This is a genomic window from Deltaproteobacteria bacterium HGW-Deltaproteobacteria-4 (assembly GCA_002841765.1).
GTDB lineage: Bacteria > Desulfobacterota > Desulfuromonadia > Desulfuromonadales > UBA2197 > UBA2197.
Genome location: PHAV01000009.1, coordinates 36,841 through 53,479 on the forward strand (window position 1 = coordinate 36,841; position 16,639 = coordinate 53,479).

Annotated in this window: 15 protein-coding genes; 10 read left to right on the top strand and 5 right to left on the bottom strand. The window is 51.5% G+C overall.

The window, feature by feature from the left end:
* Positions 1–68: 68 nt before the first annotated feature.
* The 4 genes from CVU69_07420 to CVU69_07435 are packed head-to-tail and all read right to left on the bottom strand — an operon-like array spanning position 69 to position 2,440.
* Positions 69–1,673: a protein translocase component YidC gene (locus CVU69_07420; protein PKN12307.1), complete on the bottom strand. Its 1,605-nt coding sequence runs from the start codon at positions 1,671–1,673 to the stop codon at positions 69–71.
* Positions 1,674–1,705: 32 nt separating this feature from the next.
* Entirely contained in the window at positions 1,706–1,915 is a 210-nt protein-coding gene (locus CVU69_07425) for a membrane protein insertion efficiency factor YidD (protein ID PKN12308.1), read from the bottom strand.
* A complete protein-coding gene (gene rnpA / locus CVU69_07430) occupies positions 1,912–2,283 on the bottom strand; it encodes a ribonuclease P protein component (protein PKN12309.1) in 372 nt (123 codons plus the stop codon). The genes CVU69_07425 and rnpA overlap by 4 nt, the downstream gene beginning before the upstream one ends.
* 4 nt (positions 2,284–2,287) lie before the next feature.
* Positions 2,288–2,440: a 50S ribosomal protein L34 gene (locus CVU69_07435; protein ID PKN12310.1), complete on the bottom strand. Its 153-nt coding sequence runs from the start codon at positions 2,438–2,440 to the stop codon at positions 2,288–2,290.
* A gap of 230 nt (positions 2,441–2,670) precedes the next feature.
* Between CVU69_07435 and CVU69_07440 the strand changes: the two genes are divergently transcribed.
* From CVU69_07440 to CVU69_07480, 9 genes are all read left to right on the top strand, one after another.
* Positions 2,671–4,020: a chromosomal replication initiator protein DnaA gene (locus CVU69_07440; GenBank protein ID PKN12311.1), complete on the top strand. Its 1,350-nt coding sequence runs from the start codon at positions 2,671–2,673 to the stop codon at positions 4,018–4,020.
* 187 nt (positions 4,021–4,207) lie between these two features.
* Complete coding sequence (locus CVU69_07445) at positions 4,208–5,326, top strand: DNA polymerase III subunit beta (protein PKN12312.1); 1,119 nt, start codon at positions 4,208–4,210, stop codon at positions 5,324–5,326.
* Between the two features lie 39 nt (positions 5,327–5,365).
* The gene (locus CVU69_07450) at positions 5,366–6,454 is read left to right on the top strand and encodes a hypothetical protein (protein ID PKN12313.1); all 1,089 of its coding nucleotides are present in this window, start codon (positions 5,366–5,368) and stop codon (positions 6,452–6,454) included.
* A 32-nt stretch (positions 6,455–6,486) separates the two neighbouring features.
* Entirely contained in the window at positions 6,487–8,871 is a 2,385-nt protein-coding gene (gyrB, locus tag CVU69_07455; protein ID PKN12314.1) for a DNA topoisomerase (ATP-hydrolyzing) subunit B, read from the top strand.
* Positions 8,872–8,929: 58 nt separating this feature from the next.
* Entirely contained in the window at positions 8,930–11,509 is a 2,580-nt protein-coding gene (locus CVU69_07460) for a DNA gyrase subunit A (protein PKN12315.1), read from the top strand.
* Positions 11,442–12,335, top strand: a complete 894-nt coding sequence (locus tag CVU69_07465) for a hypothetical protein (GenBank protein ID PKN12316.1) — start codon at positions 11,442–11,444, stop codon at positions 12,333–12,335. Before CVU69_07460 ends, CVU69_07465 begins: the two co-directional genes overlap by 68 nt.
* A 1-nt stretch (position 12,336) precedes the next feature.
* A complete protein-coding gene (gene gpsA, locus CVU69_07470; GenBank protein ID PKN12317.1) occupies positions 12,337–13,341 on the top strand; it encodes a glycerol-3-phosphate dehydrogenase in 1,005 nt (334 codons plus the stop codon).
* 27 nt (positions 13,342–13,368) lie between these two features.
* A complete protein-coding gene (locus CVU69_07475) occupies positions 13,369–13,935 on the top strand; it encodes a cyclophilin (GenBank protein ID PKN12318.1) in 567 nt (188 codons plus the stop codon).
* 76 nt (positions 13,936–14,011) lie between these two features.
* Positions 14,012–14,734, top strand: a complete 723-nt coding sequence (locus CVU69_07480) for a hypothetical protein (protein PKN12319.1) — start codon at positions 14,012–14,014, stop codon at positions 14,732–14,734.
* A gap of 68 nt (positions 14,735–14,802) precedes the next feature.
* On the opposite strand, the gene cysM is transcribed toward CVU69_07480, so the two are convergent.
* Positions 14,803–15,729, bottom strand: coding sequence for a cysteine synthase B (gene cysM, locus CVU69_07485; protein PKN12320.1), 927 nt, complete (start codon positions 15,727–15,729; stop codon positions 14,803–14,805).
* A gap of 306 nt (positions 15,730–16,035) precedes the next feature.
* Here cysM and CVU69_07490 point away from each other — a divergent pair, with 306 nt between their 5' ends.
* Entirely contained in the window at positions 16,036–16,548 is a 513-nt protein-coding gene (locus CVU69_07490; GenBank protein PKN12321.1) for a hypothetical protein, read from the top strand.
* Positions 16,549–16,639 lie beyond the last annotated feature (91 nt).

Here is a 16,639-nt window from a genome sequence, read left to right on the forward strand (position 1 = left end):
CATCTCAATCTACAAAAAGAGCCCTTCCGGTTGAAACGGAAGGGCTCGGAGTTCTCGGTAAAATTGACTCAGATTTTCTTCCGGTTAACGGAGAGTTGCTGGGCAATGGTTAAAACGTTATTGACCAGCCAGTAAACGACCAATCCGGACGGGAAGTTCAGAAAGAGGAAGGTAAAGACCACCGGCATGATCAAAAAAATCTTTTGCTGGATGGGGTCAAGTTGTGACGGTGTCAGTTTCTGCTGAATGAACATCGTCGCCCCCATAATCAGCGGGGTAATATAATAAGGATCTTTAACCGAAAGATCGGTCAGCCAGAAGATAAAGGGCGCGTGACGCAGTTCGATCATATTCATCAGCACTTGATACAGCGCAAAGAAGACCGGAATCTGCACAACCATTGGTAAACAACCGCCAAGGGGATTGACCCGATGCTCTTTGTAGAGAGTCATAATCTCTTTGTTGAGGGTGTCACGATCGCTCTTGTATTTTTCCCGCAGTTTCGTCATTTCCGGCTGCAGCGTTTGCATTGCCTTCATCGATTTGTAACTTTTATCGGTCAAAGGCCAGAAGATGATCTTGATCAGCACGGTGAGGAGAATGATCGCCCAGCCGTAATTACCAACATAATCGTAAAAGAATTTCAGCACATAAAAGAGTGGCTTTGCCAAAATCGCAAAAAAGCCGAGATCGACAGCTCTGACCAGTTCGTATCCGGTATCTTGAAGAATTTGATAATCAAGGGGTCCCAGATAACTGAAGTAGTTGAGAGAGACAACTCCTCCGGCAGGGATCAATAATAAAGGTGACTTAAAACGAGTTTCAACGATCGCGCCCTTTTTATGGATCGAAACATCGATCTTTTGTTGGTCCGCCGCCCCTACCGACTTAATAAAATATTTATTTTTAAATCCACTCCAGAGAACTTCATCTTTGTAATTCTTTTCCTCCTTCGACAGATCCGAGAGAGTATCAACCCGTAGTTTACTTCCGACAAGCGAAGCGGCAGCCGAGGTATCGTCAACAATATCACCGGTCAACGTTTGATCGGTATCCTCAAGCAGTGCCAGTGAAAGAGTCCCCTGCTTAGCCGCAGGGGAGGAATTTTGCACCTGGAGATCGACACCAACAGAATAAGTCTGTCCGTTAAACTTGTATGTTTTCAGCAGCGTTACACCGGAAGGGAGAAGAAACGAAAAACTGAGGCTCTTTTCTTCACTACCGCTGAGACGTAAAAATGTTTCGGCTTTATCAACGGAATAGAGAACGTGATCAGCGACAGAAAGGTCCCCTTCTCCGGTTAAAGCAAAGGTTCCACCTTGCGCAGCGGAGGTGACTAGATTGACTTCAGGAGAAGGATCATCGACTTTAGATCGATACTTCTTCAGGTAAAACTCTTTAAGACGCGCACCGCGCGTCGTGAGCACCGCCCGGTAGAAATCAGTTTCAACTGTGATCTCTTTTAGCTGAGCTGCCGGCACCTCCGTCGCTCCGGGGGTGGCTGAAGTCAAAGAACTATTTGTTATTTCTGGAGATAAAGGAGCGGCGGTAACAGCCTCGGAAGAATTTCCTGGTTGGACTGGAATAATTTGTGGCGTCGGGAAGAAGAAGGTATACCCTATCCAAAGCAACATCATTAAAGACAAAGCAACGAGCGTATTTTTATTTTCCATCTGCTTTATTGATCCTTTCTATTAACCTCAGGTTATACCGGATCATATCCACCCGGATGAAAAGGGTGACATTTTAAAATACGACGTAAAGAGAGCCAGAGACCACGCCATGGACCATAGCGTTTAATGGCTTGTAAAGCATATTCGGAACAGCTTGGATAAAAACGGCAGGCAGGAGCTGTCAGAGGGGAGACAAAACGCTGATACAAAATTATAAGGGATAACATCGCTTTTTGAATCATGACAAATTTACCAAAGCAGCGCTACGCAGACCCTTAAGGAGTTCTTCCTGACCTTGTTGTGAAGTCAATTGAGCAGCACCGGGACGTGCAAGGATAGAGAGATCAACCGAAGGAAGAAGAACATGACGAATAGACCGGAAAAATTCTTTTAATTGCCGCTTGCAGTGATTTCTTGCAACCGCATTGCCGACTTTGCGACTGACCGTGGTCCCCAGGCGCGCCGGACCATTGTCACGGATCATGTAATAAATGACAAAATGGGGCAGCGCAATGCGCCGCCCCTTACGAAAAAGCAACTGATAGATATTATGCTTGCGTATACGGCAGTCCTTGGGGAAGCTAAAATCCAAGGGCTGTTCTGTCTGCATATGTTTACTTGGTCGGAATCGTCACGACGAGTGCTTTACGTCCTCTGCTGCGACGACGCTTGATAACAAGCTGACCACCTTTTGTTGCCATGCGAGCACGAAAACCGTGGGTACGTTTTCTCCGAATTTTGCTGGGCTGATAAGTTCTTTTTGACATGATGCAACTACTCCTCACTACGGTAAAATGGGTGATGTTAAATTTGAATGGTAAGTTATAGTCACTCGCCAGAATAACGTCAAGAAAAAAATAACCTTGCCAGTTTCTATAGACTTTTGTTAGTCTGACGACTCCCAATTTCAGGTTTTTTTCATTTTTTTAATTGTTTACAATATCCACAGCTGTTTAAGAAGTTGTGGATATTTTAAGTTTTATTGGAAGTATATTCTATGCAGAATCTTTGGCGCGATACCTTAAATAAACTTGAAAATGATTTACCCCACCAAATATTTAATATCTGGATAAAACCGATTCGTTGTATCTCTATCAATGAAGAACAGATAATTATCGGCGTCCCCAATAAATTTTTCGGGGAATGGATCCGTGATCATTATTTTTCCACTCTGCAACAGGTTTTATCTAAAATCGGCGGAAAAAATTTTAAAATAAAGATAGAACTTCACGAAGGTTCTAAGAATAAAGAAAATGAAATCAAGATCCTGCCGGTCGAAGAAAAGAAACATCAGGTGGATGACAGTAAAATTAAAAATAACGTTAAAGCAAGTAATTTAAGCCCCTTATACACTTTCGATAAATTTGTATCCGGCACATCCAACCAATTTGCCTTCGCGGCCTGTCAAGCGGTTGCCAACGAACCGGCCAAATCTTACAACCCGCTGTTTATTTATGGGGGGGTTGGACTGGGAAAAACACATTTAATTAATGCTATCGGTCTGGAGATTACTAAAACCAAACCCAAGATGAATGTGATTTATTATACGGCTGAAAAATTTATCAATGAACTTATTAATTCTATCCGTTATCAAAAGATGGAAGAATTCCGTAAAAAATTTCGTTCGGCTGATGTCTTATTGATTGATGATGTGCAATTTATTGCCGGAAAAGAACGGACACAGGAAGAATTTTTCCATACATTCAATGCTTTGTATGAAGAAAATAAACAGATTGTTGTCACTTCCGATAAATTTCCGCGTGAGATCCCGGGGTTGGAAGAAAGGATCCGTTCCCGCTTTGAATGGGGTCTGATTGCTGATATCCAGGCTCCTGATAATGAAACCAAGATCGCTATTTTGCGGATGAAAGCAGAGCAGAACGGTCTTTCGATCCCGGAAGATGTCGCTTATTACCTGGCAAATTCTGTCAGCAGTAATATTCGTGAATTAGAAGGATATCTCGTTCGCATCGTTGCCTATGCGAATTTAATGTCTGTTCCGGTCACCGAAGCAACTGCGCGGGAAGTTTTAAAGCACATTTTAGTTGAAAAGAGCCGGGATATTTCGGTTGAAGAGATTCAAAAGACCGTTGCCACTTACTTTAATATCAAAGTCAGTGAGTTACGTTCAGCGAAAAGGGTTAAAAACCTGGTTCTTCCCCGCCAGATTGCCATGTATCTTTCCAGGCAGTTGACTTCATACTCTTTTCCTGACATTGGGGAAAAATTTGGCGGGAAAGATCATTCAACCATTATTTATGCCATCAAGAAGATGGAAAAACAGATGGAAGAGGATGTGCAACTCAAAACGTCTATAGAAAGTATCAGAGCAATGCTGGTTCGCTAAAAAATAAGTTATCCACGTTGCGAAAGAATTGCGATGCAGGTTGTGCACACTTTTATGAACAGTTTAACTTGTTGAAAAAAATGGTAAATTTAATCTTTTGTGTTTATCCACGCGACCTATTAATATGACTGTTTCTTTTAAAAATTTAAGGTCTTTTAGTAATAAGCGCAGTTAAGAGGAGGTAGAGATGCAATTTACTATCGAAAAAGAGGTTTTATTAAGAGGACTTGGCCGTATTCAGGGGATTGTTGAAAAGAAAACGACCCTGCCGGTGTTGTCGAATGTTCTTCTTGAAGCCAGTGACGGAGAGCTCTGTTTGACAGCAACCGATCTGGAAGTCGGTATGCGTTCAATTTATCCGGCACAAATACAAACCGAAGGACGTACGACAGTTTCAGCAAAAAAGTTTTATGAAATTGTCAAAGAACTTCCCGGTGGTGAAGTTTCCTTTCGTTCGCGGGATAATTCCTGGGTTGAAATTCGTAGCGGCAAGGCACTTTTTAATATTGTTGGTCTCCCTGCCGACGAATTTCCTCATTTCCCCAAACTGAACAAGAATGATCTCCTGCCCATGGATGGGCAGGAACTTTGTGAAATGATCGAAAAGACTTTTTTTTCAGTGTCAACGGATGAAAGTAAATATAATCTCGGCGGTATTTTTATGAAGGCGGTCGATGAAGACGGGCGCAAACTGTTGCGTATGGTCGCAACAGACGGCCATCGTCTTGCTCTGGTACAGCGTCCGATCAGTGTCGCTCCCGGAGTTGAATTAACGCGGGGAGTTATCCTGCCCCGTAAAGGGATCATCGAACTGCGGAAAATTGCCGAGGAGAGCAGCGGTACTATTTTTGTCGGTTTTATGGAAAATAATGTCGTGATTCAACGCGAGACAACAACCGTCGTCATGCGTTTGGTCGATGGCGAGTTTCCGGATTATAATCGGGTTATTCCGAAACAGCAGGGTTTTCAAGCAACGATCCGTTGTGATATTTTCCTCCATGCATTGCGGCGCATGGTGATCGTTTCGAGTGACAAGACCCGCGGTGTCAAATTGATTCTTAAACCCGGGATACTGGAAATTTCTTCATCAAACCCCGAGCTTGGTGAAGCACAGGAAGAAATTGAAGTCGAATATGATGGACCGGAAATTTCTCTTGGCTTTAACGCCCGTTACCTGATCGATATCCTCAACGCACAAAATGAATCCGCTATTTTTTTGCAGTTGCGTGATAACCTCTCCCCCGGGGTGCTGCAACCGGTCAAGGATGCCGACGCCCTCGCCGTCGTTATGCCGATGCGCTTATAGACGATCGTTGCCGCCGGCCAAGGAAGGCGATCACAACCGATGCGGATTGATAAACTTTATTTTGAACATTTTCGTAATTTAAAGACGCAACATGTTGACCCGAATGCCGGAATTAATATTATCTGGGGAGAAAACGGCCAGGGAAAAACGAATTTGTTGGAAGGGATTTACCTTTTTGCGCATTTGAAATCGTTTCGCGGCGCCGGAAATATTGATTTGATCCAGGCGCAATGGGATAATGCCCGGATTGCAGCCACTGTGAACCGCTCACAGGTCTCGCGACAACTGGAGTTGAAGATTCAGCCAGGCGGGCGGAGTTTTTTACTTGATGGCAAAAAACCCCGCCCTGTTGAAAGTCTGCTGGATGCATTACGCGCGATTCTCTTTTCCCCGGATGAACTTTATCCGCTCCGTACCCTCCCGGCAGCCCGACGCAGTTTAATCGATCGGGGGATTTTTCAACTCGATCCTTCCTATCTGGCGCAGGCGATACAGTATGAACGTGTTTTGAAACAAAGAAACCGTTTGTTACGGGAGCATGCCGGAGCGGATCTGATCCGTCCCTGGACAGTGAAATTGATTCAGTCCGGGGCAAAAATCCGCCAGGCCCGCCAGGTTTTTATTACGGAATTACAACCGCACTTACGCTCAGGGCACGAACTCCTCAGCGGCGAGCGGGAAGTTGTTGAACTCCTTTACCCGGTGGTTGCAGATAATCTTTTGCAACACGAAGAGCTGTTGGCAGTTGAACTGCAGGGGGGAGAATCGCGGGAAAACCGCCTCGGTTTGACCTGCGCCGGACCGCATCGCGATGATCCGGTCTTTGCGATGAATGGTGCGGCAGTGCGCCATGTTGCATCGCAAGGACAGTGGCGCACGCTGATTTTGAGTTTCAAAATTGCCTTGATGTATCTGTTGCAGGAACGCATCGACGCCTGGCCCGTCCTTCTTTTTGATGATATGTCGGCAGAACTCGACACGGCCCGGCAGGAAAGACTCTTTTCATTATTGACTGACTGTAAAGCGCAGGTCTTTGTGACCACAACCGATCTGCAACCCTTTTTGCGCTTTGGCCGTGCGGCGATTCATCCTTTGCACATGGCGGCCGGAGAGATTCAACCCGGATAAACACGCTCTTAACGACTTTTGGGGAAGACTTGATGATTCAGGAAAACGAAAACGACTACGGCGCTTCAAGTATCAAGGTTTTAGAAGGTCTGGCGGCAGTACGCAAGCGGCCGGCGATGTATATCGGTTCGACCGGACCGGCGGGATTGCACCACCTGGTTTATGAAGTGGTCGATAACTCCATCGACGAAGCCCTTGCCGGCCACTGCGATGAAGTCAACGTCACCATTCACCTCGATAATTCGATTACCGTTATCGATAACGGTCGCGGCATTCCGACTGACATGCACCCCACCGAAGGGAAATCGGCGGCCGAGGTCGTCATGACCGTTCTGCACGCCGGCGGCAAATTCGATAACGATTCCTACAAAGTCTCCGGCGGCCTGCACGGCGTCGGTGTTTCGGTCGTTAATGCCCTCTCCAAACGCCTCGAACTTGAAATCCGGCGCGACGGTAAAGTCTTTCGTCAATCCTATGCCGGCGGCGATCCCCTCAGTCCGCTCGAAGAGGTCGGTGAGACGAAAAATCGCGGCACCAAAATTACCTTTACCCCGGATGACGCGATCTTCGAATCGACCGAATACTCCTTCGATATTCTGTCGCAACGGCTCCGCGAGCTCTCTTTCCTCAATGCCGGCGTCAAGATCACCATTAACGACGAGCGCGAAGAAGGCAAAGAGCACATCTTTCATTATGAAGGGGGGATTATCTCCTTCGTCGAATATCTCAACAAGAACCGCTCCGCTCTCCACCCCAAGCCGATCTATTTTAAAGCAGAAAAGAGCGGCGTCGAGATGGAGGTCGCTCTCCAGTACAACGACTCCTACGACGAAAAAGTCTTTTCCTTTGCCAACAATATCAATACCCACGAAGGCGGGACGCATCTCATCGGTTTTCGTGCTGCCCTGACGCGGACGATGAACTCCTACGCCACCGCCAATGACCTGCTGAAAAAGGAGAAGGTGGCGGTCTCCGGCGAAGACCTGCGAGAAGGCCTCACCGCTGTTATCTCTGTCAAGATTCCCCAGCCGCAGTTTGAAGGGCAGACCAAGACCAAACTTGGCAACTCCGAGGTCAAGGGCTATGTCGAGTCGATGATGAATGAACGTCTCGCGGTCTTTCTCGAAGAGAATCCCAAGATCGCCCGCGAGATCATCGGCAAATCGATCGAAGCCGCCCGCGCCCGCGAAGCCGCCCGCCGTGCCCGGGAATTGACCCGGCGCAAAGGGGCTCTCGATATCTCCAGCCTCCCCGGCAAACTCGCCGATTGTCAGGAGCGCGACCCCGCCCTCTGCGAAATCTATCTGGTCGAGGGAGATTCCGCCGGCGGCAGTGCCAAGCAGGGACGCGACCGCAAGTTTCAGGCGATCCTCCCCCTGAAAGGCAAGATTCTCAACGTCGAGAAGGCCCGCTTTGATCGGATGATCTCTTCCCAGGAGATCGGCACGCTGATCACCGCTCTGGGGACCAGCATCGGCAAAGAAGATTTTGATGTGGCCAAGCTCCGCTACCACCGCATCATCATCATGACGGACGCCGACGTCGACGGCCAGCACATCCTCACCCTGCTCCTCACCTTCTTCTACCGGCAGATGGAAGAGATCATCAAGCGCGGTCACCTTTACATTGCCCAGCCGCCTCTGTATAAAGTCAAGCGCGGCAAGAAGGAGCTTTACCTCCTCAATGAAGCGGCGATGCAGAATTATCTCCTCGAAGAAGGGACCGAGGACACCATCCTCACCCTCGAACAGGGGAATAAGACCTACAGCGGAAAGCAGATCATTCCGTTCCTCAAGCAGATTGTCGAATACAAAACCATTCTTGACAACGTCGTCCGTAAAGGCTTGAGCGAAGAGTTGGTCCGCCTCTTTCTCCGTCTCGGGGTGCGGCCCGTCGAAGAGATGGAAGGGCTCATGCCCTTCTTCAGCAACCTTTCCAGTGTCTGGCCGGACAGTGATTGTCAGCAGCTCCCCGACAGCCGGATTGTCATACGTCACGGCAATCTCCGTCTCACCCTCGATCCTCAGACCCTGCGGATTCTCGCGTCCCACGAATATACCCTGCTCACCGCCAGTCACCGTAAAGTCCGCGAAATCTTTGGAAAAGGCGGCGTAACGGTGGTGTCGGAAGGGAAAGAACTGCTGCGGACTACGCATGGCCTTGATCTTCTCGCTTTTTATATGGAGAGTGCCAAGAAGGGACTGTCCATCCAGCGCTACAAAGGTCTCGGTGAGATGAATCCCGAGCAGCTCTGGGAAACGACGATGAACCCCGAAAACCGCACCCTGTTGCAGGTGAAGATCGAAGATGACATCGAGACCGACGGAATCTTTACGGTATTGATGGGCGATCAGGTCGAACCGCGCCGTAACTTTATTGAAATGAACGCCCTGAACGTCTCGAATCTGGATATTTAATCCCCCCGGCAGAAGGCGGGTTCCATCTCCGCCCTGCCAACTCATAGATGAGGTTGGAATGCTTGAACCGATCGTGAAAAAGACCGCCGTTAATATTGAAGACGAGATGAAGCGCTCCTACATGGATTACGCGATGAGCGTCATCATCGGCCGGGCGCTGCCGGATGTGCGTGACGGGCTGAAGCCGGTGCACCGCCGCTGCCTCTTTGCCATGCATGAAATGGGGAACGACTGGAACAAAGCTTACAAAAAGTCGGCCCGCGTCGTCGGTGACGTTATCGGTAAGTACCATCCGCATGGTGATACCGCCGCTTATGACACCATCGTCCGGATGGCCCAGGACTTTTCCCTGCGCTATCCCCTCGTTGATGGTCAGGGTAACTTCGGCTCGGTTGACGGCGACCGGCCGGCAGCGATGCGTTATACCGAAATTCGTATGGAACAGCTTGCCCACGAATTGCTCAACGATCTGGAAAAAGAGACCGTGGAGATGGGGCCGAACTACGACGGTTCGTTGTATGAGCCGCTGGTCTTCCCTGCCAAATTCCCCAATCTCCTGGTTAACGGTTCCTCCGGCATTGCCGTCGGCATGGCGACCAACATTCCTCCCCACAATCTCAATGAAGTCATCGACGGCATTATCGCCTACATCGCCAATCCGCTGATCACCGTCGATGAGTTGATCGCCATCATCCCCGGTCCCGACTTTCCGACCGCCGGCTTTATTTATGGACGCGAAGGGATCGTGCAGGGCTACCGCACCGGCCGCGGCATTGTGCAGATGCGCGCCCGCGCCTTTGTCGAGACCCAGAAGAAGAACGAACGCCAGTCGATCGTCGTCACCGAAATCCCTTATCAGGTCAACAAAGCCAATCTGATAACCAAGATTGCCGAGCTCGTCCGCGAAAAGAAGCTCGAAGGGATCTCCGACATTCGTGACGAATCGGACCGGGACGGCATGCGCATCGTCATCGATCTCAAGCGCGACGAAAACCCCCAGGTGCTCCTCAATCACCTGTATAAACAGACGCAGATGCAGACCTCTTTCGGCATCAACATGCTGGCGATTGTCGCCGGCCGCCCCAAGGTGCTGTCGATCCTTGACGCCATTGTTCACTTTGTTGATCACCGCAAAGAGATCGTCGTCCGCCGCACCATCTTCGAACTGAAGAAGGCCGAGGCCCGCGCCCATATCCTCGAAGGCTTGAAGATCGCCCTCGACTGGCTTGATGCGGTGATTGAATTAATTCGTGCCGCAAAGAATCCGGAAGAGGCCCGTCAGGGGCTGATCGCCGGCACCTTTGCCGATCCCGAGTGGCTGGCGAAGTTTGACATTGCCGTCCCCCTGGAGATGGAGAACCAGCGCCCGCAGCTCTCCGAGAAACAGGCCCAGGCCATCCTCGAAATGCGTCTGCAGCGCCTCACCGGTATGGAGCGCGATAAGATTCTCAATGAATACGGGGAAATTCAGCAGTTGATTGCCCGGCTCAAAGAAATTCTCGGTTCCGAGAGTGAAATTTACAAGATTATCATCAATGAACTGAACGAGATCAAAGCCAAGTTCGGCGATGTCCGCCGCACCCAGATTATCGATCTCAGCGCCGAAATCACCCTCGAAGATACCATTGTCGAAGAGGATATGGTGGTGACGATCAGCCACACCGGTTATATCAAGCGCAGCGCCAGCTCCCTGTACCGGGCGCAGCGCCGCGGCGGCAAAGGCAAGAGCGGGATGAAGACCAAAGAAGAGGATTTCGTTGAGCACCTCTTCGTCGCTTCGAGCAAAGATTACATGATGTTCTTTACCGATCTCGGCCGCGTTTACTGGCTCAAGGTCTATGAAATCCCCGAAGGGGGCCGGGCAACGCGGGGCAAAGCGATCGTCAATCTCCTCAATCTCCAGGCCGGCGAGAAGATCACTGCCATCCTTTCGGTCAAGGAATTCGATGACGAGCGCTATATCATGATGGCGACCCGTCAGGGGGTCGTCAAAAAGAGCCCGCTCAAAGAGTACAGCAATGTGCGGGTCGGCGGTATCATCGCCGTCAATCTCGACGAAGGCGACCGCCTCATCGCCGCCGCCCTTACCGATGGCAGGCAGCACGTTCTCCTGGCTTCGAAGAACGGCAAATCGATCCGTTTTGCGGAGGAAGATGCCCGTCCCATGGGCCGCGTTTCCCGCGGCGTGCGGGGGATGACCCTCGAAGGGGATGATGTCGTCATCGGCATGGAGATCATCAAAGCCGATGCCGAGAGTTCGACGATCTTTACCGTCACCGAAAACGGCTACGGCAAGCAGACCGAGCTCGCCGAATACCGCGTGCAGAGTCGGGCCGGTAAAGGGATTATTACCATCAAGACGACCGAGCGGAATGGTCATGTCGTCAACCTTATGCAGATGACTGACATCAACGATTTAATGCTGATCACCGATCAGGGCAAGATTCTGCGCGCCTCGGTCTCCCAGTTTTCCGTTATCGGCCGTAACACCCAGGGAGTGCGACTGATGGTCCTTGAACCGGGCGAACGGATTGTGGCGGTGGCGCGACTCGCAGAGAAGGACGAAGAGCATGATGGGGATGATGGATATCCGGAAGCTACAGAAGAAGCTGCTGAAGGAGGAGCTGAAACGCTCTAGGCAGAAATCCTTCTTCTGGCGACGCGGACTCCCCGGAGTACTACTGGTTCTGGTTCTGCTCTTCGGCGGACTCCTTTACTGGACCAACCGTATGGAGTCCGCCCTGGAAGAAGACTACAGCAAGGCCGCCCTGGCCATCAGCGAAAGGGATTACCAGCAGGCCCTCGATTATTATGAAGGGATTTACCGCCGCAATCCGACCTTCCACCTTGCTGGCCAGGCATTGTATCAGGGCGCGGAGATCAAAAATCTTTATCAAAAGCGCTATCCCGAGGCGCTCCTTGATTACCTGACGCTGCAGCAAAAGTATCCGGAGGAGTCCGCCCTGGTACGGGATTCCCAGGTTCGCATTGCAGAGATCTATAAAAACCGGCAGCGCGACTATCTGCGCGCTGCCGATGAATACCGTAAGGCTCTTGATCTCGGGGTGAAGAACCCCGATCAGATTCAATACGAAATCGCTGACAGTTACTTCCGGCAGGAAGCCTATCAGCAAGCCGTCGATGCCTTTGCCGAACTGCGGCAAAGTTACCCGCACAGCCCCCTGTTGGCGGAAGCGGGCTATCGGGTGGCAACAGTCTACTCCCTGCTTGGGGAGAGTGACGCGGCGATACAGGGCTTTCGCGAGGTGATGGGGCGTTGGCCGACCAGCCCTTATGCGATTGAAGCCCGCTTTGGTCTGGCGGTTGTTCTCGAAGAACGGGACAATTTTGCCGAAGCTTTAAGCCTGCTCCACTCCCTGCGGGGGGAGTACAGCAATGCCGAGGCCCTGGACAAAAAGATCGAGATGTTGGAGCTCCACATGAAGAAGAAGCAAAGGAGATAAAATGACAAAGATCTCCGTCGTCGGCGCCGGCAGCTGGGGGACCGCCCTGGCCAAGCTTTTGGCCCATAAAGGCTTTGCTGTCACCCTCTGGGCCTATGAAACCGACCTCGTCGAGCGGATGCGGGCGACCCAGTGCAACGACCTGTATCTCCCCGGCATCACCCTCCCCAAAAATCTGGAAATCAGTGCCGATCTCGTCGCCGCGGTGCAAGATCGCGATGTCGTCGTTCTCGTCCCCCCTTCGCAGGTCATGCGTCAAGTCGCGCTGCAGGCATCTCCCCACATCAAGGCGGGGACGTTGATCGTCTCGGCTTCCAAAGGGATAGAAAATGATACCCTGCTGCCGATGTCCGATCTCCTGCTGGAGACACTGCCGCCGCTGCTGCATGCGCGTCTCACTTTCCTTTCCGGTCCTTCCTTTGCACGGGAGGTCGCTATCGGCATGCCGACCGCCGTTGTCGCTGCTGCCCACCAGTCTGAAGCCGCCTGCGCAGCGCAGCAAATTTTCAGCAATGAAGTCTTCCGGGTTTACACCACCGACGATGTCATCGGCGTCGAACTCGGCGGCGCGGTCAAGAATGTCATCGCCCTGGCGGCCGGCGTCGTCGACGGTCTCGGCTTCGGCTACAATACCCGGGCTGCCCTGATCACCCGCGGACTGGCAGAGATGACTCGTCTCGGCCTCGCCATGGGAGCCCGCGCTGAAACCTTTGCCGGACTGGCCGGCATGGGCGACCTCGTCCTCACCTGTACCGGCGACCTTTCCCGCAATCGCTCGGTCGGTATCGAGCTCGGTAAAGGGCGCAAGATTGCGGCGATTCTTGACGGGATGAACGCTGTGGCAGAAGGCGTGCGCACCACCCTTTCGACCTGGCAACTCGCCAAACGCCTGCATGTTCCCATGCCGATAACCGAGCAGGTTTACCAGATTCTTTATGAAGACAAAGACCCCGGTCGAGCCGTGACCGAACTCATGCTGCGTGAGCTCAAAGACGAGCGCCACTGAAAAATTTCACGAGAAAGGATCAACAGGATGAAACGAGTCGTATTATTAATCCTCTTCCTCTGCGTCGCCGCGACCCCGGCTTTCGCCAAAGAAGTGGTGGTTATCGAAACCGGCAAAGGGGCGATCACCGTTGAGCTCGACGAGGTCAACGCACCGATTTCCGTAAAAAACTTCCTGGCTTATGTTGATCAGGGTTTCTATAAAGAGACGATTTTTCATCGCGTCATCCCCGGTTTCATGATTCAGGGCGGCGGGCTGACAGCCGAGCTGCAAACCCGTCCGCCGACCAATGCGCCGATCAAGAATGAAGCCGGCAACGGGCTGAAGAATCTGCGCGGCACGATCGCCATGGCCAGAACCGGGATTGTCGACAGCGCCACCAGTCAGTTTTTTATCAATCTGGTCGATAACAAATCTCTTGACCACCGCGACCAAAGTTCCTCCGGTTTTGGTTATGCCGTCTTTGGTAAGGTCGTTGGCGGCATGGATGTGGTCGACAAAATTGCCGCCACCCCCACCGGGCTGAAGAACCGTTTCAGTGATGTTCCGCTTGAAACCGTTGTCATCAAAGAGGTGCGGCGGGTGAAGAAGTAAGGCACCACCCCCCGACCCCCTCCTTGAATAAGGAGGGGGAGAAAAAGCAGCGCTTCATCGCCAGAAGGAGGCAGGAGTGCCCGGTCTCCGTATCATGACCTATAATGTCCGTGCGTTTTGCCACCATCGCGACGGTCTCGCCGCGGTCGAGGCAGTGATAGCGGCATCGGCTCCCGATATCGTCGCCTTGCAAGAGGTCGATAGCGGTGGCAACGACCTCCAGGCTCTTTCCCGGCGGCTCGGCATGCGTCTCTACGTCGCGCCGGGTCATTGCGGCAATGCCTTCCTGTCCTACTATCCCCTCCATCATCTGCAATCCTTTACCTTAAGCGATCAGGGCTGCTGCCTGCGTGCCGAACTCGATTTCGGGCAAAAACGCATGCACTTTTATAATGTCTGGATCGACGGGGCGCGGCAGCATAAAGAGCAGATCAATTCGCTCCTTGGCGACGACCTGCTCGGGGCCCAGCATCTCGGGGTTCCATCCTTGATTCTCGGTGATTTTGGCGATCATCGCCGTGGCGGGATCAACTGGGAGCTTTTTGTCGCTTTGCAGCGGGTCAGCCGACCCTTGGTGCACGGCACCTACCCCGCCTGGCTCCCCTTACTGGCGCGGGATCGCGCTTATATCCTCGGCGAACTCCAGGTTCTTGCCATTGAAGTAGTGCGCAATCGTCAGGCCCGGCAAGCCTCATCGCACCTGCCTTTACTCTTGACGGTCGAAATTACCGATTTACGCAAATATTTGAAAATTACCCCCTCATTTTCGACAAGAAAGCTCGAAATTGCAACAGGTTAGAACTCATTCTTCAGGTTGTGCATAACGTTGTGGATATTGTGGATAACTGTGGAAAACCCGGCATATGTTTACGGCGGGCAGCAGCCGCAGATTGAACGGAAAAGGGTTGTGCTCAGATAGCGGTCGCCGCGGTCAGGGAGGATGACGACGATGACGCCGCTGCTCAATCCCTGTGCCACCTGCAGGGCTCCGGCCACCGCCGCCCCGCTTGACATGCCGGCAAAGATTCCCTCCTCCACCGCCAGCAATCGCGCCCGTTCAAAAGCGTCCTCGTCGTCGATGGTCAGTTTGCCGTCGAGGCGATCCACATCGTAAATTTCCGGAACGATCGCTTCCTTCATATTTTTCAGCCCCTGAACTTTATGGCCGAGGCGCGGCTCGATGCCGACGACTTGAATCGCCGGATTGACTTCCTTGAGAAATTTCCCCGCCCCCATCAGGGTCCCTGATGTCCCCATCCCCGCCACAAAATGCGTCACCTTCCCCGCTGTCTGTTCCCAGATCTCCGGTCCCGTCGATTCAAAGTGCGCCAGGGGATTGGCGGGATTCGCGTACTGGTTCGGCATGTAGTAGCGCTGCGGATCAGCAGCCAGGATCTGGTGGGCAAGACGAATCGCTCCGTCCGTCCCTTCCTGTGCCGGTGACAGAACAACTTCGGCGCCGTAGGCTTCGAGAACACTGCGGCGTTCGACACTGACACAGGCCGGCATCGCCAGCTTGACCTTGTAGCCGCGTGATGCACCGATCATCGCCAGGGCGATACCGGTATTTCCCGACGTCGGTTCGAGAATGATCTTCTCCCGTGTCAGTTCACCGGACGCTTCGGCGTTGCGGATCATCCACCAGGCCGGCCGGTCCTTGATCGAACCGCCGGGGTTATTCCCTTCAAGCTTGGCGAGGATGTGGACCTGCGCCGGGAGCTGCAGACGTTGTAAGGCCACCAGGGGGGTACGGCCGATGGCGGCGGTCAGATCATGGAGAGTCTTCAGAGGCATAACGGGGTGAATCCTTCCGTTGGAAGTTGGCAAAGAGCGGCGGAAGTATAGCAGCCCCGGCAAGTGACCTCAACAGGGAAGTGTTGAGGAGAGTGAGCGGCCGACTTCGCCGGGAAAATCGACACTTGCATTTAATCTCTTATCTGGTAAATTTACAAAAATTAGCCGTTTCCAAGTAATGGGAAAAAAGGGACGTATTGACAGGATGAAATTATATGCTTGACATACTGTTTTGGTAATTGATAAATTTGCGACAAGTTTTAAAACGCAGTTCTTTTTTTGATCAATGACGAAAGAAAAATCGGGATGAAGTTAATCGATAAAATCGGACAAATCGGCAGTAAGTTCTACCTTGTCCCCATTTTCCTTCTTTTCAGCCTCTGTTTTACTGTGTCGCTCTTTGCTCTCCCGGTGAATGATCTTGCACCCGATTTCTCTCTGGCGCTCCTTGACGGCAAGAAGGTCTCTCTCAGTGATTATAAGGGGAAAGTGGTCATCCTTAAAATCGGCACCACCTGGTGTCCCGGTTGTCGGGATCAGGATCGGGAATTACAGAAGATCGATGCGTTTATCAGTGAGGCGGGGGTTACGCTCATTCAGGTCTTTGCCGATGACCCGGTTGACGCGATCAAAGCTTATCAGCGGCAATTCCCGATGAAAAGCCCGATGGTGACTCTGCTTGGCGATGCCAAAATGATGCGTGATTATGCGGTCTACGCCATTCCGCGCCTGATTATCCTTTCCCCGGAGCAAAAAGTTTTGAGTGATGCCACAGGAATGAGCGGAGAAAAAATTAAGGCGCGAATTTTGCAAAAATGATGAAAAATGTTTTATGGTCAGTATCGGCTGTCAGTTTATAAACGCCTGTTTTTTTGTTGGAAGTGTGCTGTTTTGTTTGTAATTATTCTTT

Excerpts from the sequence above, each read along its gene's own strand:
- CVU69_07420 (PKN12307.1), bottom strand. The coding sequence starts at position 1,673 with ATGGAAAATAAAAATACGCTCGTTGCTTTGTCTTTAATGATGTTGCTT.
- CVU69_07425 (PKN12308.1), bottom strand. The coding sequence starts at position 1,915 with ATGATTCAAAAAGCGATGTTATCCCTTATAATTTTGTATCAGCGTTTT.
- rnpA (PKN12309.1), bottom strand. The coding sequence starts at position 2,283 with ATGCAGACAGAACAGCCCTTGGATTTTAGCTTCCCCAAGGACTGCCGT.
- CVU69_07435 (PKN12310.1), bottom strand. The coding sequence starts at position 2,440 with ATGTCAAAAAGAACTTATCAGCCCAGCAAAATTCGGAGAAAACGTACC.
- CVU69_07440 (PKN12311.1), top strand. The coding sequence starts at position 2,671 with ATGCAGAATCTTTGGCGCGATACCTTAAATAAACTTGAAAATGATTTA.
- CVU69_07445 (PKN12312.1), top strand. The coding sequence starts at position 4,208 with ATGCAATTTACTATCGAAAAAGAGGTTTTATTAAGAGGACTTGGCCGT.
- CVU69_07450 (PKN12313.1), top strand. The coding sequence starts at position 5,366 with ATGCGGATTGATAAACTTTATTTTGAACATTTTCGTAATTTAAAGACG.
- gyrB (PKN12314.1), top strand. The coding sequence starts at position 6,487 with ATGATTCAGGAAAACGAAAACGACTACGGCGCTTCAAGTATCAAGGTT.
- CVU69_07460 (PKN12315.1), top strand. The coding sequence starts at position 8,930 with ATGCTTGAACCGATCGTGAAAAAGACCGCCGTTAATATTGAAGACGAG.
- CVU69_07465 (PKN12316.1), top strand. The coding sequence starts at position 11,442 with ATGATGGGGATGATGGATATCCGGAAGCTACAGAAGAAGCTGCTGAAG.
- gpsA (PKN12317.1), top strand. The coding sequence starts at position 12,337 with ATGACAAAGATCTCCGTCGTCGGCGCCGGCAGCTGGGGGACCGCCCTG.
- CVU69_07475 (PKN12318.1), top strand. The coding sequence starts at position 13,369 with ATGAAACGAGTCGTATTATTAATCCTCTTCCTCTGCGTCGCCGCGACC.
- cysM (PKN12320.1), bottom strand. The coding sequence starts at position 15,729 with ATGCCTCTGAAGACTCTCCATGATCTGACCGCCGCCATCGGCCGTACC.
- CVU69_07490 (PKN12321.1), top strand. The coding sequence starts at position 16,036 with ATGAAGTTAATCGATAAAATCGGACAAATCGGCAGTAAGTTCTACCTT.